This is a genomic window from Actinoplanes sp. NPDC051411, assembly GCF_040682075.1.
Taxonomy (GTDB): Bacteria; Actinomycetota; Actinomycetes; order Mycobacteriales; family Micromonosporaceae; genus Actinoplanes.
In genome coordinates this window covers 10285-28014 of record NZ_JBFBAD010000002.1, presented here as the reverse complement: position 1 = coordinate 28014, position 17730 = coordinate 10285, and the positions used below count along the sequence as shown (strand labels likewise).

Sequence of the window (17730 nt, the reverse complement as noted above, 5' to 3'; positions counted from 1 at the left end):
TTCGCGCTCGGGGGGGGGTGGGGGGGCTGGGCCCGCGTTTAAAATGGCCGCGGGGCCCCGGTCCGCGGTGTGTGCGGACAGGGGCCGCCGCCACTCGTGGGGCTAGATGGAATCGAACCATCGACCTCAGAGTTATCAGCTCTGCGCTCTAACCGACTGAGCTATAGCCCCGCGTGATTGCGACACCGAAGGTTACCGCACGGGCTTACGGGCCACCAAAACGGGGGTGACCCGTAACCCCGCATCCTTGCCTCAGTCGCGCTCCGCAAGCGTGAGCTCGACGCCGCCGACCAGGTCGGCGCAGACGTTGTAGATGAACGCGCCGAGCGTCGCCAGCGCCGTGAACAGCACGACGTTGACCGCACCGATGAGCATCGACGTGCCGATGACGCCCCACGCCGTGATGCGGAAGCCGGTATCGGTCGACGTGTCGGTGCCGCCGCTGGCGCTCACCAGGGTCTTGAGGCTCGCGTTGACCGAGTTCCACACGCCCATGGTGTCGAGTGCGAGGTAGAGCACCGAGGTGGCGACCACGACGACGATGAACAGGACCACCGACACCGCGAACGAGAACTTCATCACGGACCAGGGGTCGATCCGCTTGAGGTTGAGCCGGGCCCGGCGGGGTCCGCGGCCGGCCGCCGCGGAGACCGTCGACCGGGCCGAGCGGACTGCCTCGGAGACACGGGCCGCGCCGACCGCCGCCGAGCCGGCGGCGCCGCCGGCACCGCCGCCGCTGTTGGGGCGCTGCTTGGGGCTGCCGGGCTGTTGGGTGGGCGAGCCGCCGCCCGGGGCTCCTCCCGGGCGCTGCGGCGCCGGCGCCGATCCCGTACGCGCGGCGGCCGCGTTCGGCGCGGCCCCCTTGCCCTTCGTCACGATCGGCACGGTGGCCGAGCCCTTGGCGACTCCCGGCCCGCCGGGCCGTTTCGCGTCGGACGAATCGGTGTCGGCGGGAGGTTCGCCGGGCGGCGGGGGCATGCCCGGCGCCCGGGTGAACTTCGGCGCGGACGGGGCATCGGCGGGTACCGCCGCACGGCCTGCGGGCTCGCGTCCGGCCGCGGCGTCCCTCTTGGCCGCATCGTCCGGAGTCGCTGAGGTCCCGGGGCCCCCCGACTTAGCCTGTGTCTCCGGCATCAACTAGTCCTGTTCGTCAGGCTCGTCGGCATTGCGAGCAAGCGCCACGATGGTTACACCTTCTGGGAGGTCCATCAGCTTGACCCCCATTGTGTTCCGATCCCTCGTGCGCCGTACAGGCTTCACGGGAGTCCGGATGACACCACCATTGCTGGTGATGGCAAATAGTTCATCCTCCGGGCTGATCACCAGGGCCCCCACCAGTCCACCACGACGCTCCGTGATTTTCGCGGTGAGAACGCCCTTACCGCCTCGGCCCTGCACCGGATACTCCTCGATCGGCGTGCGTTTCGCATACCCACCGTTGGTGGCGACCAACACATCCATGCCCTCGCGGACGACCTCCATGGCCAGGAGCTCGTCGTTGTCGCTGAAGCGCATGCCGATCACGCCGGACGTGGCGCGGCCCATCGGACGCAGTGCCTCGTCGGTGGCGTTGAACCTGATGGCCTGGGCATGCTTGGAGACCAGGAGCAGGTCGTTCTCCGGTGCTACCAGGGCCGCCCCCACCAACTCGTCATCCTCCCGCAGGTTGATGGCGATGATGCCACCACTGCGGTTGGAGTCAAATTCGTCGAGGCGGGTCTTCTTCACGAGACCATTCTTAGTGGCGAGCACAAGGTACGGCTCCACCTGGTAGTTCGGGATCTGGATGATCTGGGCGATGTGCTCGTCGGGCAGGAACGCCAACAGGTTCGCGACGTGCTGTCCCTTGGCCGAACGGTTGGCTTCGGGCAGCTCGTAGGCCTTGGCCCGGTAGACGCGGCCCTTGTTGGTGAAGAACAGCATCCAGTCATGTGTCGAGATGACGAAGAAGTGGGAAACAATGTCGTCCTGGCGCAGGGACGCGCCGCTCACGCCCTTGCCGCCGCGCTTCTGCGATCGATACATGTCGACCTTGGTGCGCTTGGCGTAACCAGTTCGTGTGATCGTCACCACAACGTCTTCCCGCGCGATGAGATCCTCCATGGAGACCTCGCCGTCGAACGGGATGATCTGGGTGCGCCGGTCGTCGCCGTACTTCTGGACGATCTCGCGCAGCTCGTCGGAGACGATCGCCCGCTGCCGCTCCGGCTTGGCCAGGATGTCCTTGAGGTCGGCGATCTCGATCTCGATCTTGGCAAGCTCGTCGATGATGCGCTGGCGCTCCAGGGCGGCCAGCCGGCGCAGCTGCATGTCGAGAATCGCGCTGGCCTGCACGTCGTCGATGTCGAGCAGCTGGATCAGGCCGGTGCGCGCCTCGTCGGCGGTCGGCGAGCGCCGGATGAGGGCGATGACCTCGTCCAGCATGTCCAGAGCCTTGACCAGGCCGCGCAGGATGTGCGCGCGCTCCTCGGCCTTGCGCAGCCGGTAGGCGGTGCGCCGGCGGATGACCTGCACCTGGTGGTCGACGTAGTGGCGGATGAACTGGGCCAGGTTGAGCGTGCGGGGAACCCCGTCGACCAGCGCCAGCATGTTGGCGCCGAACGTCTCCTGCAGCTGGGTGTGCTTGTACAGGTTGTTCAGCACGACCTTGGCGACCGCGTCGCGCTTCAGGACCAGGATCAGCCGCATGCCGGTACGCCCGGAGGACTCGTCCCGGATGTCGGCGATGCCGGTGAGCTTGCCCTCCTTGACCAGCTCGGCGACCCGCTCGGCGAGGCTGTCCGGGTTGACCTGGTAGGGCAGTTCGGTGACCACCAGGCAGGGCCGGCCCCGGGCGTCCTCCTCGACCTCGACCACCGCGCGCATCCGGATCGAGCCACGACCGGTGCGGTAGGCGTCCTGGATCGCCTGCTGGCCAACGATCAGGCCGCGGGTGGGGAAGTCGGGGCCCTTGACGATCCCCAGGACCGCCTCGAGCGTGGTGGCCTCGTCCGCCTCCGGGTTGTCCAGGTACCACTGGACGGCGCCGGCGATCTCCCGCAGGTTGTGCGGCGGGATCTTGGTGGCCATCCCGACCGCGATGCCCTCGGAGCCGTTGACCAGCAGGTTGGGGAAGCGGGACGGCAGGATCGTCGGCTCCTGCGTACGCCCGTCGTAGTTGTCCTGCATGTCGACGGTGTCTTCGTCGATGTCCCGGAGCATCTCCATCGCCAGCGGCGAGAGCTTCGACTCCGTGTATCGCATGGCGGCCGGCGGGTCGTTGCCCGGCGAGCCGAAGTTGCCGTTGCCGTCGATCAGCGGGTAACGCAGCGACCAGGGCTGTCCCATCCGGACGAGAGCGTCGTAGATCGACGAGTCGCCGTGCGGGTGGTAGGTGCCCATCACGTCGCCGACGACGCGGGCGCACTTGACGTAGCCGCGGTCCGGGCGGAAGCCGGAGTCGTACATCGCGTACAGGATCTTGCGGTGCACCGGCTTGAGGCCGTCCCGGACGTCCGGGAGTGCCCGGCCCACGATCACGCTCATCGCGTAGTCGAGGAACGAACGCTGCATCTCGAGCTCGAGTCCGACGGGCTCGATGCGCTGGCTCACCCCACCGCCGGGAACCTGGGGCTCGTCGCCGTCGGGGGGTTCGGGAGTGTCAGTCACTGTTAACCCTTACTCAAGGTGAAACCAGACAAGAACGGCGAAAGTGCACGTATAGCTGTGGATAAAGTTGTGGAAAGCCCGGAAGAGCTGTGGATTAACACGGACGCGGTGCCCGGTGACAGGCACCGCGTCCGGCGGCTAGATGTCCAGGAAGCGGACGTCTTTGGCGTTCTGCTGGATGAATGAGCGCCGCGCCTCCACGTCCTCACCCATCAGCACGCTGAACAACTCGTCGGCCACCGCGGCGTCGTCGAGCGTCACCTGACGCAGCGTGCGCGCGGCCGGGTCCATCGTCGTGTCCCACAGCTCGTGGAAGTTCATCTCGCCGAGACCCTTGAACCGCTGGATGTCGTCCGGCTTGGCGTTCGGCTTCTTCTGCTGGCGCAGCGCGATCAGTCCGTCGCGCTCCCGGTCGGAGTACGCGTACTGAGCGTCGTCCCCGCGCTTGTTCCACTTGATCTTGTAGAGCGGCGGGGCCGCCAGGTAGGTGTGCCCCTGCTCGACCAGCGGCCGCATGAAGCGGAACAGCAGGGTCAGCAGCAGCGTCTGGATGTGCTGGCCGTCGACGTCCGCGTCGGCCATCAGCACGATCTTGTGATAGCGCAGCTTGGCGATGTCGAAGTCGTCGTGGATGCCGGTGCCGAGCGCCGTGATCAGCGACTGCACCTCGTTGTTCTTCAGCACCCGGTCGATCCGGGCCTTCTCCACGTTCAAGATCTTGCCGCGGATCGGCAGGATGGCCTGGATCTGGCTGTCGCGGCCCTGCTTGGCCGAGCCGCCGGCCGAGTCACCCTCGACGATGAACAGCTCGGACACCCGCGGGTCGGTCGACTGGCAGTCGGCCAGCTTGCCCGGCATCGAGCCGGACTCCAGCAGCGACTTGCGACGGGCCAGCTTGCGGGCCTGCTGCGCGGCGATGCGGGCACGAGCCGCCTGGTCGGCCTTGGTGATGATGGTCTTGGCGTCGGCCGGGTTGCGGTCGAACCAGTCCGCCAGCTGCTCGTTGGTCACCCGCTGCACGAAGCTCTTCATGTCGGTGTTGCCGAGCTTGGTCTTGGTCTGACCCTCGAACTGCGGGTTCTGCAGCTTCACCGAGATGATCGCGGCGAGCCCCTCGCGGATGTCCTCACCCGAGAGGTTCTGATCGCCCTTGAGCAGCTTCTTCTCCTTGCCGTACCGGTTGACGATGCTCGTCAGCGCGGCGCGGAAGCCCTCCTCGTGGGTGCCGCCCTCGTGCGTGTTGATCGAGTTGGCGAACGTGTAGACCGACTCGCCGTACGACTCGTTCCACTGCATGGCGACCTCGACCGCCATGCCCTCCTCGGTCGACTCGGTGCCGAAGTCGATGACCGTCCGGTGGATCGGATTCTTGGTCTGGTTGAGGTGGCGGACGAAGTCGGAGATGCCGTCCGCGTACATGAAGGTGACCTTGCGGTGGTTGCCCTCTTCGTCGACCGAGCGCTCGTCAGTGAAGTTGATCGTCAGCGCCTTGTTGAGGAACGCGTATTCCTGCAGGCGCCGGTAGATCGTCTGGAAGTCGAACTCGAGCGTCTCGAAGATCTTGCCGTCGGGCCAGAACTGCACGGTCGAGCCGGTCGTCGTGGTCGGCTCGCCCTTCTGCAGCGGGCCCGGCTTCGAGGACGCGTAGTCCTGCCGCCAGACGAAGCCGTCCTTGTGGATCTCCACGTGCATCTTGATGGAGAGCGCGTTGACGACCGAGACGCCGACACCGTGCAGACCACCGGAGACCTTGTAGGCCGTGCCCTCGAACTTGCCGCCCGCGTGCAGGATCGTCAGCGCGACCTCGACGCCCGGCTTCTTGAGCTTGGGGTGCAGGTCGACGGGGAAACCGCGGCCGTTGTCGGTGACCGAGACGCCACCGTCGGCCAGGAGGACCACGTCGACGGTGTCGCAGTAGCCGGCCATGGCCTCGTCGACGGCGTTGTCCACAACCTCCCAGACCAGGTGGTGCAGACCGCGCTCACCGGTGGAGCCGATGTACATCCCTGGACGCTTGCGAACTGCCTCGAGGCCTTCGAGAACGGTGATCTGACCGGCACCGTATTCCTGCTGTTGCTCTGCCACCCTCGGCCACTTTCTCGCCCGGGGAACCCCGAAAGGCCCCGAACGGGGTTGGCGGGCCGCCCGGCGACAGGCCGACGGGCACGGTGGTGCACCACAGGACAACCCGCGGGGAGGAGCGGACCACCGGTGGAACCGTGCACGCCGGTCGCCGCGGAGCGCCCGCGGATCGTGATCGGCTGGGAAAAACCGCGTAGCGTGACGGTTGCGAACTCAACGCAGTCGTCACCCTGTGCAATGCCACTTCGGCATTTCCCGGTCTGCGTCGATTCTACTCCGCCAAATCCAATTGGCGAGGGTCCGGCACCCCTTCCGGGTGCCTCAGATTGCCGTAGGGCGGTCGGGCCCGCTACCCAAGTCTCCCCCTACACGCCACCGCCGCCCGGCGTAATCGGCGCGGATCTGGCTGTCGATCCCCGGGGCGCGCCTGACGCACTGTGCGGGCACGCGCTGCGACACTGCCTCACAACGGCGCGCGCTGGTGTCGTAACCTCGCCCGCGCGGGCCGGTGCATGGCCGGACGGCCGCGAGGCAGGGCGAGGAGGGGTGGCCCCCATGGCGCACGACAAGGGGCTGGAAAACGTCGCGGTGCACTGGCCCCGGACGAATCAGTACTACGACCCGGTGGCTCCCGCGGAGTTCGTCGACTTCGGGACGGTCGCCGACACGCCGGACGTCGCCGCGCCCACCGGCGCGCTGGCGCTGCACATCGCCAAGAACGGCACGGTGCGGGCCACGGCGTACACGGAGCTGGTCGATCTGCTGCTCGGTCTCGACGGCGTCCTCTACGCGACCGACGCCGCCGCCGAAGACGAAGACCCGGTGATCGACCCCGACGGCTGCGCCTGGATCGCCGGCGGCCTCGAGCGCTTCGTCGAGGGCCACGCGCGGTTCGGCAACCTGGTCACCTTCGACACCGTCGCCGAGGTCATGCGCGGCGCGGTCGCCGGTGGCCGGCTCCCCGAACAGCAGCTGCGCTGGCTCGACCAGCGACTGGCGGCCCTGCGCGACGACGCCGGCAACGCGCCCCACTGGACCTTCGCCCGCAGCGAGCTGGCCGTCCTCGCCGGCTTCTACCGCCGTTGCGCCGAGCGCGGCTTCGCGGTCTTCGCCGACTACTAGATTCAACATCAAGATCCGCCGGTCGTAGCCAGCTGCCGGGTCCGGACCGCTGCTCACGCCGAGGGCCCGGCCGGGGCGAGCAGGGCGCTGGCGCGCCCAAACCGCTCACCCCACCCGGGCGACCTGCGTAAATGGTTGCGCCGCAGATCAGCCGTAGGTGTCCCGGGGCCCCCGCCCCTGCACCCGGCGCGGGCCGCGGACCCAGGAGGGCGCGGCCGGGCCGTGAATCTGCAGCTTGATGACCACGTTGTGGCCGACCTCGCCCGCGATGCTCTTCAGCAGGCTGCCCGCCAGCAACCGCAGCTGCGTAGCCCACGCCGTCGACTCGGCCTCGACCGTCAGCACGCCGGCGTCCAGCTTGACCGGGCGGCTGTGCTTCGCGATGTCGGGACCGACCACCCGCTCCCAGGCGCCGAAGACGGTCGCCTCGGCCTTCGGCTTCTCCCAGCCCCGCGCCCTCATCAGGCGCTCCAGCACGGCACCGAACTTCTGCGGATCGCGCGGATCAGGCCCCGGCCCGGAGTAACCACGCAGCCGCCGCCCCGACCCCTCACCGGCCGAACGCCGCCGCGGATTACGAGCGGCCTCCCGACGCTTGGCAAGCGCCGCGTCAAGCACAGCCCGCGCCAAATCAGGACCCGCGAGGTCGGAATCACCCGCACCACCGGACGGCCCCGCCCCACCCGACGGCCCCGGCCCGCCGGACGGCCCCGCCCCACCGGAACCGCCGACTCCGCCAGGTCCCGTCCCCGCGCTTGAGCCGCCGGCCGCGGCTGATCGATTCGTGGCGCCTGAATTGTCTGCAGCGCCCGATTCGCCCGCAGCGCCGCGACCGCCGCGAGCGCCGCGACCGCCGCCAGCGCCGCGACCGCCGCCCGTATCGCGACCGCTGCGCGCGCCGCGACCGCTCTCAGCATCGCGACCGCTCTCAGCATCGCAACCGCTCTCGGCATCGCGACCGCCCCGCGCATCGCGACCGCTCGCAGTCCCGTGTCCAGCCACCGCGTCCGACTCGGCCGCCGGATCGGATCGGTGTGGCGCGGAAGGGGCCTGAGCGGGCCGCTGCGCGCCGGAACCGTCGTCGGCGGGGGTGCGGGCGGCACCAACGACCCCCGACGGCTCAGCGGGCGATTCCGAGCGCTTTCCCGAGGATCGCCCCGAGGGTCGTGAATTGCGCGGTGCCGGTGGCCGGGCCTGTGGATAAACACCGTCGCCTGTGGACGGTGGTTGCTGGTCAGCCGACACGTTCCACCGATCCCTGGGTCACGGAGTAGCGGGCGCCGGCCAGGGTCGGCGGGACGTCCTCGGGGACAGCGCAGGTCACCAGCAGCTGACTGGCGTCGCGGACCAGGGCGGCGAGGCGGTCGCGGCGCCCGGCGTCGAGTTCGGCGAAGACGTCGTCGAGCACCAGCACCGGCTCGACCCCGTCGCTGCGGAGCAGATCATAGGCGGCCAGGCGAAGGGCCAGCGCGAACGACCAGGACTCGCCGTGACTCGCGTACCCCTTGGCCGGCAAATCGCCGAGCGCCAGCATCAGGTCGTCGCGGTGCGGTCCGACCAGGGTGACGCCGCGTTGGATCTCGTCGGCCCGGCGGTCGGCCAGCGAGGCGAGCAGGGCCTCCTCCAGAACGGCCCGGTCAGGGACGAGATCATCACCCAGGCGGGACGCGTACGAAATCGAGGCGGCCGACCGCCCAGCCGCCACCGCGTCGTAGGCCTTCGTGAGATGCGGCCCGAGGGCCGCGGCGAGCTCGATCCGGCCGGCCAGCAGCTCGGCGCCGTGCCGGGCCAGATGTTGATCCCAGACCTCGAGGGTGGAGAGATCCTGCCCGCGGTTGCCGCCGACCTTGCGGGTCAGATAGGCGGTACGCAGCAGGGCGTTGCGTTGCTTGATCACGCGGTCGTAGTCGGCGCGCACCCCGGCATAGCGCGGCTGCCGGGCGACCAGCAGGTCGTCGAGGTAGCGCCGGCGGACGGCCGGGTCGCCGCGGACGAGCTCGAGATCTTCGGGCGCGAACAGCACCATGCGCAGCGCGCCGAGGACCTCGCGGGAGCGGCGGACCGGCGAGCGGTTGAGGCGGGCCCGGTTGGCCTTGCCGGGAACGATCTCCAGCTCGACCAGCAGCTCGCGTCCATCGTGGACGAGCGCGCAGCGGATGACCGCCGACGTCGCACCGGCCCGGACGAGCGGGGCGTCCGTGGCCACCCGGTGACTGTCCAGAGTGGCCACGTAACCCAGCGCTTCGATCAGGTTGGTTTTGCCCATGCCGTTCTGGCCGACCAGCACGGACACGCCCGGGTCGAGGTCGACCGCCGCCCGCTCGTACGAGCGGAAATCGGTCAGCTCGACCCGGCGTACATACATCCTTCGATCAGCCTCTGGTCAGCCCATGACGGCGTGGCCGCCGAACTGCTGACGCAGCGCGGCGACGGCCTTCATCGCGGGCGAATCAGGCTGCCGCGACTCGAAGCGGGTGAACAGCGAGGCGGCGATGACGTGCAGCGGAACGGCCAGGCGGACCGCCTCGTCGACCGTCCAGCGGCCCTCGCCGGTGTCCTCGGCGTAGCCCTTGAGCTTGCCCAGCTCGGGGTCGCCGTCGAGCGCCCGGTCGAACAGGTCGAGCAGCCAGGACTTGACGACGCTGCCCTCGCGCCAGCTCTTGATCGCGCCGGGCACGTTGTCGACGTACTCCGAGGCTTCGAGCAGCTCCCAGCCCTCGGCCAGGGCCTGCATCATGCCGTACTCGATGCCGTTGTGAACCATCTTGGTGTAGTGACCGGCACCGACCGGGCCGGCGTGCACGAAGCCGTACGGACCCGCCGGCTTGAGCGCCTCGAAGATCGGCATGGCCTTGGCCACGTGAGCGGCCTCGCCACCGACCATCAGCGCGTACCCGTTCTGGCTGCCCCAGATGCCGCCGGAGACGCCGCAGTCCATGTATCCGACGCCCTTGGTCTTGAGGCGCTCGGCCCGCGGGCGGTCGTCGGTGAACTTGGAGTTTCCGCCGTCGATGATCAGGTCACCGTCGCTGAGCAGGTCGGCAAGGCTGTCGATGGTGCTCTCGGTGATCTGGCCGGCCGGCACCATGGTCCAGACCACCCGAGGAGCGGCCAGCTTGTCGACGAGTTCTTGGAGCGAGGAGACGTCGGAGATGTTCGGGTTGTGATCGAAACCGACCACCTCATGCCCGGCGGCGCGGATCCGCTCGCGCATGTTCCCGCCCATCCGGCCGAGGCCGATAAGGCCGAGCTGCATGGTGTTCCCCCTAGATGTGCGTTTCTCTCCCGCCCAGTATCAGCGGGTTACCCGGATCGGCATGATCAGATAGCGGTAACCGGGCACGATTTCGCCGTTTTCGCCTGCGGGAGAGATCACAGCGGGCTTGAACGCGTCGACGAACGACAGCACCGCGTGCGGCGCACCGAGATTCTGCAGGCCGTCGATCAGGTATTGCGGGTTGAACCCGATGGTCAGAGCCTCTCCGGTGAAGGCGGCCTCCATCGCCTCGCTGGCCCGCGCCTCTTCCGTCCCGCCGGCCTCGACCACCAGCCCGTCCTCACTGAAGCTCAGCAGCACCGGAGTGGTGCGCTCGGCCACCAGCGCGACCCGTCGCACCACCTCGACCAGGGACGCCACGGCGACCCGCGCCTCAGCATTGTGGCTGGCCGGGAACAACGAGCGAACCGGCGGGTAATTGGCGCCGTCGAGCAGTCGGCTGGTCGTCCGCCGGGTGCCGCCGGCCAGGCCGACCATGCCCTCGCCGGCGTTGCCCTGGGCCAGGGCCAGCGTGACCGCCCCGCCGATCGGGCCGAGTGCCTTGGCGGTGTCGTTGAGGGTCTTCGCCGGCACCAGCGCGTTGAGGCTGATCTCGGAGTCGTCGGGGTTCCACTCCAGCTCGCGCATCGCCAGCCGGTATCGGTCGGTGGCCAGCATCGCCATCGACGAACCGTTCAGCTCGATGCGGACGCCGGTCATCATCGGCAGCGTCTCGTCACGCCCGGCCGCGATGGCCACCTGGGCGACGGCGGCGGCGAAGGTGGCCGCGTCGACGGTGCCGGCGCTGGTCGGCATCTCGGGCAAGGTCGGGTAGTCCTCGACCGGCATCGTCGGCAGCGTGAAGCGCGCGCTGCCGCAGACCAGCTCGAGGTGGGCCCCGACCGCGGCGATGTCGACCGGCTTGGCCGGGAGTGCCTTGGTGATCTCGGCGAGCAGGCGGCCGGAGACGAGGGCGGCGCCGTCGGCGTCGGCCTGCACTTCCACGCTCACCTGGCTGGAGACCTCGTAGTCGAAGCCGGAGACCTGTAGCCGGCCATCGGTGACTCGCAGCATGACGCCGGCGAGCACCGGCACCGACGGCCGGCTGGGAAGGCTCTTCGCCGTCCATGCCACGGCGTCGGCGAGTGCGTCTCGCTCCACCCGGAACTTCATGCTGTCCTCCGCGTCGCTTCCTCTATAGGGATCCGTGGACCCGCAGAAACTCTATGGCGCGCAGCAAGCCGGTGCGCCCGCGGCCCCCGGTGCTGCGAAGTGAGCCGAAGGGTTTCCGAGCTTCAGCCGGCTCATCCACACCTTCCCCAACGCTGATGATTGCTTTTCGTTGTCTCAGAGAAATATCTAGTCGTCTTCATCGGTCCTGTGCACAGTGTGGAGAACTCACGTTGCTGCAGGTCAGCGGGTTATCCACCGGTGATTCACATGTGGGCAACCAGGGTACAAACCCCGGTCTGGGTCCACAGTCGTCGAGCGAACGAGCGTTGTCCACCGTTGTCCACCGGCTATCCACCGGATATCCACGGGGTTTGTCCCCCGGGATGTGGACAACGTTGAGACGCTACCGGCCCGTCGTCCCCAGAACCTTCAACAGGAAATCCACACTCTTCCACAGGCGGTGGACAACTTCGTGACGCTTCGTGTCTGTCCACATCGATTTCCCCAGGCTTGATCCACATCTGTGGGGTTCGGGTCCTCGCCTTGTCCACCGCTGGGGATAACAACCTGTGGAGGCCTGTGAATTAGTGTGGATAACGTTGGCACGAAACGGTTCCGTCCCGACGTTGACAAATCGCGTCGGCGATGGATGAGCTTTCGGGCCGTTTCGTGGGTTGTTGAGTGGATCTTCTGGGGATAACTGGCGGGCGTCGATGGACCGTTTCTGAGACGTGATCTTGGCTCGCTGGTGCCTTGGTGGGATGGCAGTTGCCTTGGTGAGCTGGGGATATGTGGTTATCCACCGGGCTGGGACCGGTCACATCGTGGGGTGGGTCGCTGGGGACAACCTTGTGGGAAAACGGGGTCGGCCTGTGGAGTCCTGTTGATAAGTCGTGGGCGCGGGCCTCTTTCGGGCCGCCTGCGGGGTGATTTTGGGTTGTGGGCTTCTCATCGGTGGTGGGGCGGCCGGTTCCCTTCGGTGTGCGTCCTGTCTTGATCGCGCTGCTGCGCGTGGAGGGCAAGGTTGCTTGATCGGACGGAGCTCGCTGCCGTCCCCGAGCCGGCGCGCCGGGCGGTGCGGACGATCAAGGCAGTACTTACTGCAGCGCATGTCGGCGTCGTTTGAGCGCGCGCTTAACCTCACCCGGCCCGAGCGGGACCACTGTTTTGGAGCTCGAGCGGCCGGAGTCAGTTGAGCCCAACTTGGTATTCGAGCCGCCCGGAACCGGTCGTAGTCGAATCAGAGTTGAGCCGCTCCGAGCCCGAGCGGCCGGAGTCAGCTGGGCCCAACTTGGTGCCCGAGCTGCCTGGAACCGGTCGGAGTCGAGCCGCTTCCGAGCCAGAGCCGCCCGAGCCAACCCGTTCTCTGCCGGCCCGGTCAAGCAGCAGGGTCTGACAACTTTTCGTGGTTGTGCACAGGAGCGAGGAGGGGTCGGCCACTGGTTTGAAGTTCAACTTTTGCCCATTCGGGCAATGCGGGCAGGCGAACGGGCGACGGCGGCGTGAGGTGCGGCCTCGGTCGGACTGCGGCGACGGGGCATGCGTGCGGTAGCGACCCGGTGGGTCGACGGAGGCCGAGGTGTGGTTCTTGTGGGCCGTGCGGCGAGCGCTACGGCTCGGCGGGACGTGCGGTGATGCCGATCCGGGTGGCTGGCGGCGAGCGGGCGCGGTGATGCGCGGAGCCGGTCGGCCGGGTGCCGGGCGGGGTGCGGGGTGATGCCGTCCGGGTGGCTGGCGGCGAGCGGGCGCGGTGATGCGCGGAGCCGGTCGGCCGGGTGCCGGGCGGGGCACGGGGTGACGCCCAAGTCGGTTGGCCGGGTGGCGCGCGGGACGCGAGGTGACGCCGAGCCGGTTGGCCGGGTGCCGGGCGCGACGCCGCGCCGGTTGGCCGGGTGGTGGGCGGGGCGCGTGGCGATGTTGACCCGGTCGGCTGGCGGAGCGGGCCGGGGCGGCCGGCGACCTTGGGCTGGCCGGAAGGCCCGGCAAAGGGGGTGACCCGACGCCTGGCTTGGGCTGCGGGCCGGCGCGCGCGGCCGTGCGGTTGGGGGCGGGGCTCGCGCGTACGTCGGAATTTAGGTGTTTTGTTTGATGCGGTTGGTCAGCTCCGCGATCTGGTTGTAGAGCGAGCGCCGCTCGGCCATGTGCTGGCGGATTTTGCGGTCGGCGTGCATGACCGTGGTGTGGTCGCGGCCGCCGAAGGCCTGGCCGATGCGGGGCAGGGAGAGGTCGGTGAGCTCGCGGCAGAGGTACATCGCTACCTGGCGGGCGTTGACCAGCACCCGCGATCGGGAGTGTCCGCGGAGGTCTTCGAGGCTGACGCCGAAGTAGTCGGCGGTCGAGACCATGATCTGATCGGCGGTGATCTCGGGGCCGGCGCCGTCGGGCATGAAGTCGCGGAGGACTTCTTCGGCCAAGGAGAGTTGGACCTGCGAGCGGGTGAGGCTGGCGAACGCGGTCACCCGGATGAGTGCGCCCTCGAGTTCGCGGATCGAGTTGGAGACGCGCGAGGCGATGAACTCGAGGACGTCGTCGGGGGCGTACATCCGCTCCTGGGCGGCCTTCTTCTGGAGGATCGCGATGCGGGTCTCCAGGTCGGGCGGCTGGATGTCGGCGAGCAGGCCCCACTCGAAGCGGGTGCGCATGCGGTCTTCGAGGGTGGCCAGCTGGCGCGGCGAGCGGTCCGAGCTGATCACGATCTGTTTGTTGGCGTTGTGCAGCGTGTTGAACGTGTGGAAGAACTCTTCCTGGGTGCGCTCGCGGTTCTCCAGGAACTGGATGTCGTCGATCAGCAGGATGTCGACGTCGCGGTAGCGCCGCTGGAAGGCCTGCGTCTTGTCGTCGCGCAGGCTGTTGATGAAGTCGTTGGTGAACTCCTCCGTCGAGACATAACGGACGGAGCGGGCGTGGCCGAGCGTGGTCGCGTAGTGGCCGATCGCGTGCAGCAGGTGGGTCTTGCCGAGGCCGGAGCTGCCGTAGATGAACAGCGGGTTGTAGGCCTTGGCCGGTGACTCGGCGACGGCGACCGACGCCGCGTGCGCGAAGCGGTTGGACGAGCCGATGACGAACGTCTCGAACATGTACTTCGGGTTGAGCCGGTTGCCGTCGTTGGTGCCGCGCGGGTTGCTGCTCGGGCGGATGTCCATCGGGGCGCGGCCGGGGCCGTTGTCGCCGCCGCGCATCTGCAGGGTGTCGTCGCGCCGGTCCTGGCCGAGCAGGGTCGGGCGGTCGTCGGCGCGCCGCTGATTGTTCTGCAGGTGGGACTGGTCGGACGGCATCCGGTGCGGGGCGTCGTTGATCTCGCGCTCGGGCGGCTTCTCGGGCGCACGCGCGGCGGGGGGCTGAGGCATCAGGTGCGGCGCCGGCGGGATCTGTGCCTGCGGCACCGGATCGGCGAACAGTGCTTCCTGGCCGCCGCGGGCGGCGGGCACGGTCCGGGGGTACGCCGTGGGCGGCGCCTGCCGCTGCGCCGAACCGTTCGTGTACGACTCGTTGGCATATGACTCGGACAGGTGACCGTACGCCGGAGGCGGCTCGGGCGGATCCGCGTACAGCGGGGCCTCGGCGTAGTGCCGGGGCTGCGGCTCGCCGAGGTCGTCGGACGATCCCTCGACCGGGGTGCCGTAGACCGTGCCGGGCAGGCCGGTGCCGTCCTCCGGAGGCTTGACCGTGACCGCGACCTGGATCGGCCGGTTCAGCCGGCGGCTCAGCGTCTCGGTGATCGCCGGACGCAGGCGTGACTCGATCACGTCCCGGGTGAAGGCGTCCGGGACGGAGATCAGCGCGGTGTCCTCGACGATGGCGCGCAGCTTGGTCAGCTGCAGATAAGCGCGCTGCTGGCGCGACGAGATCTCGTCAACCAGTTCCTCCAGCGTCGCTTTCCACACATCGCCCAGGTCGACCTGATCGGCCACCGCCGCGCCACCCCCATCGCCACCGACCCCCGGTGGACCTTGTCCGGCTCATCGCCTATGCCCGTCGTCGCCTTGGCAGGCAACCGACGGCTCCCCCCAACCCAGCACATCTAACGTGCCGAAGACGTTCGGCGCCACCAGTTGTCCACAGGTTATCCACAACCTGTGTACGCGCCGGCGGTCGCTCCCGGCCGGATGGTCGGCAGACTTCCCGGAGCCTGAACGGCGCGGTTGAACAGGCTCACCGTGGCGAACGATTCACCTGCTTGTCTGGTTTTGGCCGATCCGTCGTGCTATGCGAACAGTGCTGATGACCAGCAAACGGGCACGCTAACAGCGAGGTCCGCGTGGCTACAACTGCCGTATCGGCCGACAAGCGCCCGGGGGCAGGAAAAGATTCACGACGCGCGCAGAAAGACGAGGTGCCCGACCTGGTGATCTCGCCTGTCGGCGTGCCGACCCAGGATATGGTTGACCGACTCAGTGGCCCTGCGTAGGGTCGGGCGGTTGCTCCGGCGCACTCTGGTAAAGTGGCGTCTTGCAGCTTCTGTGTGCCTACTTTGGCCCCTTGGGCAAGATTCGAAGACGGAGTTTGACGTGAGCAAGCGCACCTTCCAGCCGAACAACCGCCGGCGTGCCAAGACCCACGGTTTCCGGCTGCGCATGCGCACCCGCGCCGGCCGTGCCATCCTGTCCGCCCGCCGGACCAAGGGTCGCGACAAGCTGTCCGCCTGAGCGGACGGCAGTCCGACCGGAATGCTCAGGTAATCGTGCTGGCCGCGGCGCAGAGACTGCGGCGTAGCGCGGATTTCGCCGCAGCGATTCGCGGTGGCCGTCGAGCAGGTCGGGGTGCAGTTGTCGTTCATTTGCTTCTCGAAGAGCCGGCGCAGGCCATGACGGCACGCGCCGGCTTTGTCGTGTCCAAGGCCGTGGGCAACGCGGTGGTCCGCAACAAGGTCCGCCGCCGCCTGCGCCATCTGGTCCGTCCGCTGCTCGCCGAGCTGCCCGACGGCTCCACGCTGGTGGTACGGGCCCTACCGGCGGCGGCCACGGCCACTTTTCCGGCCCTGTCGAAAGATCTTGAGGCCGCGCTGGCCGCGGCCCGCAGACCCCGGCGGCAACGATGAGCCTGCTTGCCCGCGTGCTGACCGCCCCGATCGTCGCGTACCGTCGTTATGTGAGTCCGGCGTTGCCGGCCCGCTGCCGGTTCTATCCCTCGTGCAGTGCGTACGCCCAGGAGGCGATCGCGCGGCACGGCGCGCTGCGGGGGTTGGGTCTAGCAGTGCGTCGTCTGCTGCGCTGCCACCCCTTCCACCCTGGCGGGTACGACCCGGTCCCTGACCCGATCCGTCACCGTCCTGTTGATGTGACTGGAGCCTGAATTGAGTCTCGACTGGATCTACACGGCGATCTCGTGGATCCTCCTGCGCTGGCACGCACTCTGGGACGCCATCGGGATCCCGGACGACAAGGTCCTCGGGACCAACTGGTCCTGGGTGCTCGCGATCATCTTCCTGGTGGTGACGCTACGCGTCATCCTGTTCCCGGTCTTCGTGAAGCAGATCAAGTCGCAGCGCGCGATGCAGGCTTTGCAGCCGAAGATCAAGGAGCTGCAGAACAAGCACAAGGGTGACCGCGAGACGCTCCAGAAAGAAATGATGGAGCTCTACAAGACCGAGAAGGCCAACCCGCTGATGGGCTGCCTTCCGATGGTCCTGCAGATCCCGGTCTTCATCGGTCTCTTCCACACCCTGCGGCACCTGGTGCCGGGTCGCAACGCCACGCTGTACGGATGGACCGAGGCGCAGTTCGACAGCGCCACCAACGCCCACCTGTTCGGTGTTCCGCTGCCGGCCCAGTTCGGCTCGACCCCGGCGCAGCTGGCCAGCCTGGGCGCCAACGGCACCCACGTCAAGATCCTCGCCGCGGTGCTGGTGCTGATCATGATGGCGACCACGTACGCCACCAGCCGCCAGATGATCCTCAAGACCGGCTGGGCGGAAGACCCGCAGCAGAAGATGATCCAGCGGCTGATGCTCTACGGCATCCCGCTGTCCCTGCTCGTCTCCGGTTCGCTGTTCCCCATCGGCGTGATCATCTACTGGGTCACCAACAACCTGTTCACGCTGAGCCAGCAGCAGTGGGTGCTCCGCAAGTTTCCGCCGCCCCAGGTGGCCGGCCGGCAGAACCCGTCGGCTCCCGTCCGCCCGGCGGCCGGCCCGGCCAAGGCCGGCGCGAACGGCTCGAACAAGAACAGCCCGGTGCAGGCACCCCGCACCGGCGGCCTCTTCGGTCGCAAGGCGGCCGCCGCCGCCCAGGAGCCGGAGATCCCGGCCGTCGACACCAAGGCGCTGGCGCCCAAACCCGGTGCCAAACCGGTGAATCCCAAGAAGGGCGCCCGTCCGGCGAGCAAACCCAAGGGATGATCGCGGCGGGGGGGGCGGGGGGGGGGCGGGGGCGGCCCGGGGCGGGACGACCCCCCCCCCGCCGCCCCGCCACCCGCCGGGGCGGGGGCGGCGGGCCCGGCCGGGCCGCCGC

General features: G+C 68.6%; 13 protein-coding genes and 1 tRNA gene. 5 read left to right on the top strand and 9 right to left on the bottom strand.

Annotation, left to right across the window (positions count from 1 at the left end; translation table 11 throughout):
- Nucleotides 1-97: 97 nt before the first annotated feature.
- The 4 genes from AB0M88_RS01080 to gyrB form a co-directional block, all read right to left on the bottom strand.
- A tRNA-Ile gene (locus AB0M88_RS01080) sits at nt 98-171 on the bottom strand.
- Nucleotides 172-252: 81 nt separating this feature from the next.
- Entirely contained in the window at nt 253-1134 is an 882-nt protein-coding gene (locus AB0M88_RS01075; RefSeq protein ID WP_364093563.1) for a DUF3566 domain-containing protein, read from the bottom strand.
- 3 nt (nt 1135-1137) lie between these two features.
- Nucleotides 1138-3648: a DNA gyrase subunit A gene (gene gyrA / locus AB0M88_RS01070; protein ID WP_364093560.1), complete on the bottom strand. Its 2511-nt coding sequence runs from the start codon at nt 3646-3648 to the stop codon at nt 1138-1140.
- Nucleotides 3649-3786: 138 nt separating this feature from the next.
- Nucleotides 3787-5733, bottom strand: a complete 1947-nt coding sequence (gene gyrB, locus AB0M88_RS01065) for a DNA topoisomerase (ATP-hydrolyzing) subunit B (protein WP_364093557.1) — start codon at nt 5731-5733, stop codon at nt 3787-3789.
- Nucleotides 5734-6285: 552 nt separating this feature from the next.
- On the opposite strand from gyrB, the gene AB0M88_RS01060 reads away from it, so the two are divergent.
- Complete coding sequence (locus AB0M88_RS01060) at nt 6286-6852, top strand: hypothetical protein (protein WP_364093555.1); 567 nt, start codon at nt 6286-6288, stop codon at nt 6850-6852.
- A 147-nt stretch (nt 6853-6999) separates the two neighbouring features.
- Here the strand turns inward: AB0M88_RS01060 and AB0M88_RS01055 are convergent, their stop codons facing one another.
- The 5 genes from AB0M88_RS01055 to dnaA form a co-directional block, all read right to left on the bottom strand.
- The gene (locus tag AB0M88_RS01055; RefSeq protein ID WP_364093553.1) at nt 7000-7482 is read right to left on the bottom strand and encodes a DciA family protein; all 483 of its coding nucleotides are present in this window, start codon (nt 7480-7482) and stop codon (nt 7000-7002) included.
- 604 nt (nt 7483-8086) lie between these two features.
- A complete protein-coding gene (gene recF, locus AB0M88_RS01050; RefSeq protein WP_364093550.1) occupies nt 8087-9217 on the bottom strand; it encodes a DNA replication/repair protein RecF in 1131 nt (376 codons plus the stop codon).
- Nucleotides 9218-9235: 18 nt separating this feature from the next.
- On the bottom strand, nt 9236-10108 hold the full coding sequence (gene gnd, locus AB0M88_RS01045; RefSeq protein ID WP_364093547.1) for a phosphogluconate dehydrogenase (NAD(+)-dependent, decarboxylating): 873 nt from the start codon (nt 10106-10108) through the stop codon (nt 9236-9238).
- A gap of 39 nt (nt 10109-10147) precedes the next feature.
- Nucleotides 10148-11281 (bottom strand): DNA polymerase III subunit beta, encoded by a 1134-nt coding sequence (gene dnaN, locus AB0M88_RS01040; RefSeq protein ID WP_364093544.1) that lies wholly within the window; start codon nt 11279-11281, stop codon nt 10148-10150.
- Nucleotides 11282-13353: 2072 nt separating this feature from the next.
- Nucleotides 13354-15192, bottom strand: coding sequence for a chromosomal replication initiator protein DnaA (gene dnaA, locus AB0M88_RS01035; protein ID WP_364093541.1), 1839 nt, complete (start codon nt 15190-15192; stop codon nt 13354-13356).
- Between the two features lie 597 nt (nt 15193-15789).
- Between dnaA and rpmH the strand changes: the two genes are divergently transcribed.
- The 4 genes from rpmH to yidC are packed head-to-tail and all read left to right on the top strand — an operon-like array spanning nt 15790 to nt 17618.
- A complete protein-coding gene (gene rpmH, locus AB0M88_RS01030) occupies nt 15790-15927 on the top strand; it encodes a 50S ribosomal protein L34 (RefSeq protein ID WP_364093538.1) in 138 nt (45 codons plus the stop codon).
- Between the two features lie 35 nt (nt 15928-15962).
- Nucleotides 15963-16319 carry a ribonuclease P protein component gene (gene rnpA / locus AB0M88_RS01025; RefSeq protein ID WP_364093535.1) on the top strand — a complete coding sequence of 119 codons (357 nt, stop codon included), beginning with the start codon at nt 15963-15965 and terminating at the stop codon, nt 16317-16319.
- Entirely contained in the window at nt 16316-16573 is a 258-nt protein-coding gene (gene yidD / locus AB0M88_RS01020) for a membrane protein insertion efficiency factor YidD (protein WP_364093534.1), read from the top strand. Before rnpA ends, yidD begins: the two co-directional genes overlap by 4 nt.
- A 1-nt stretch (nt 16574) precedes the next feature.
- Nucleotides 16575-17618, top strand: a complete 1044-nt coding sequence (yidC, locus tag AB0M88_RS01015; RefSeq protein WP_364093531.1) for a membrane protein insertase YidC — start codon at nt 16575-16577, stop codon at nt 17616-17618.
- Nucleotides 17619-17730: the final 112 nt, after the last annotated feature.

Bases quoted from the DNA above. Each gene is read 5' to 3' on its own strand.
- AB0M88_RS01075 (WP_364093563.1), bottom strand. From the start codon at position 1,134: ATGCCGGAGACACAGGCTAAGTCGGGGGGCCCCGGGACCTCAGCGACT.
- AB0M88_RS01060 (WP_364093555.1), top strand. From the start codon at position 6,286: ATGGCGCACGACAAGGGGCTGGAAAACGTCGCGGTGCACTGGCCCCGG.
- recF (WP_364093550.1), bottom strand. From the start codon at position 9,217: ATGTATGTACGCCGGGTCGAGCTGACCGATTTCCGCTCGTACGAGCGG.
- gnd (WP_364093547.1), bottom strand. From the start codon at position 10,108: ATGCAGCTCGGCCTTATCGGCCTCGGCCGGATGGGCGGGAACATGCGC.
- dnaN (WP_364093544.1), bottom strand. From the start codon at position 11,281: ATGAAGTTCCGGGTGGAGCGAGACGCACTCGCCGACGCCGTGGCATGG.
- yidD (WP_364093534.1), top strand. From the start codon at position 16,316: ATGAGCCTGCTTGCCCGCGTGCTGACCGCCCCGATCGTCGCGTACCGT.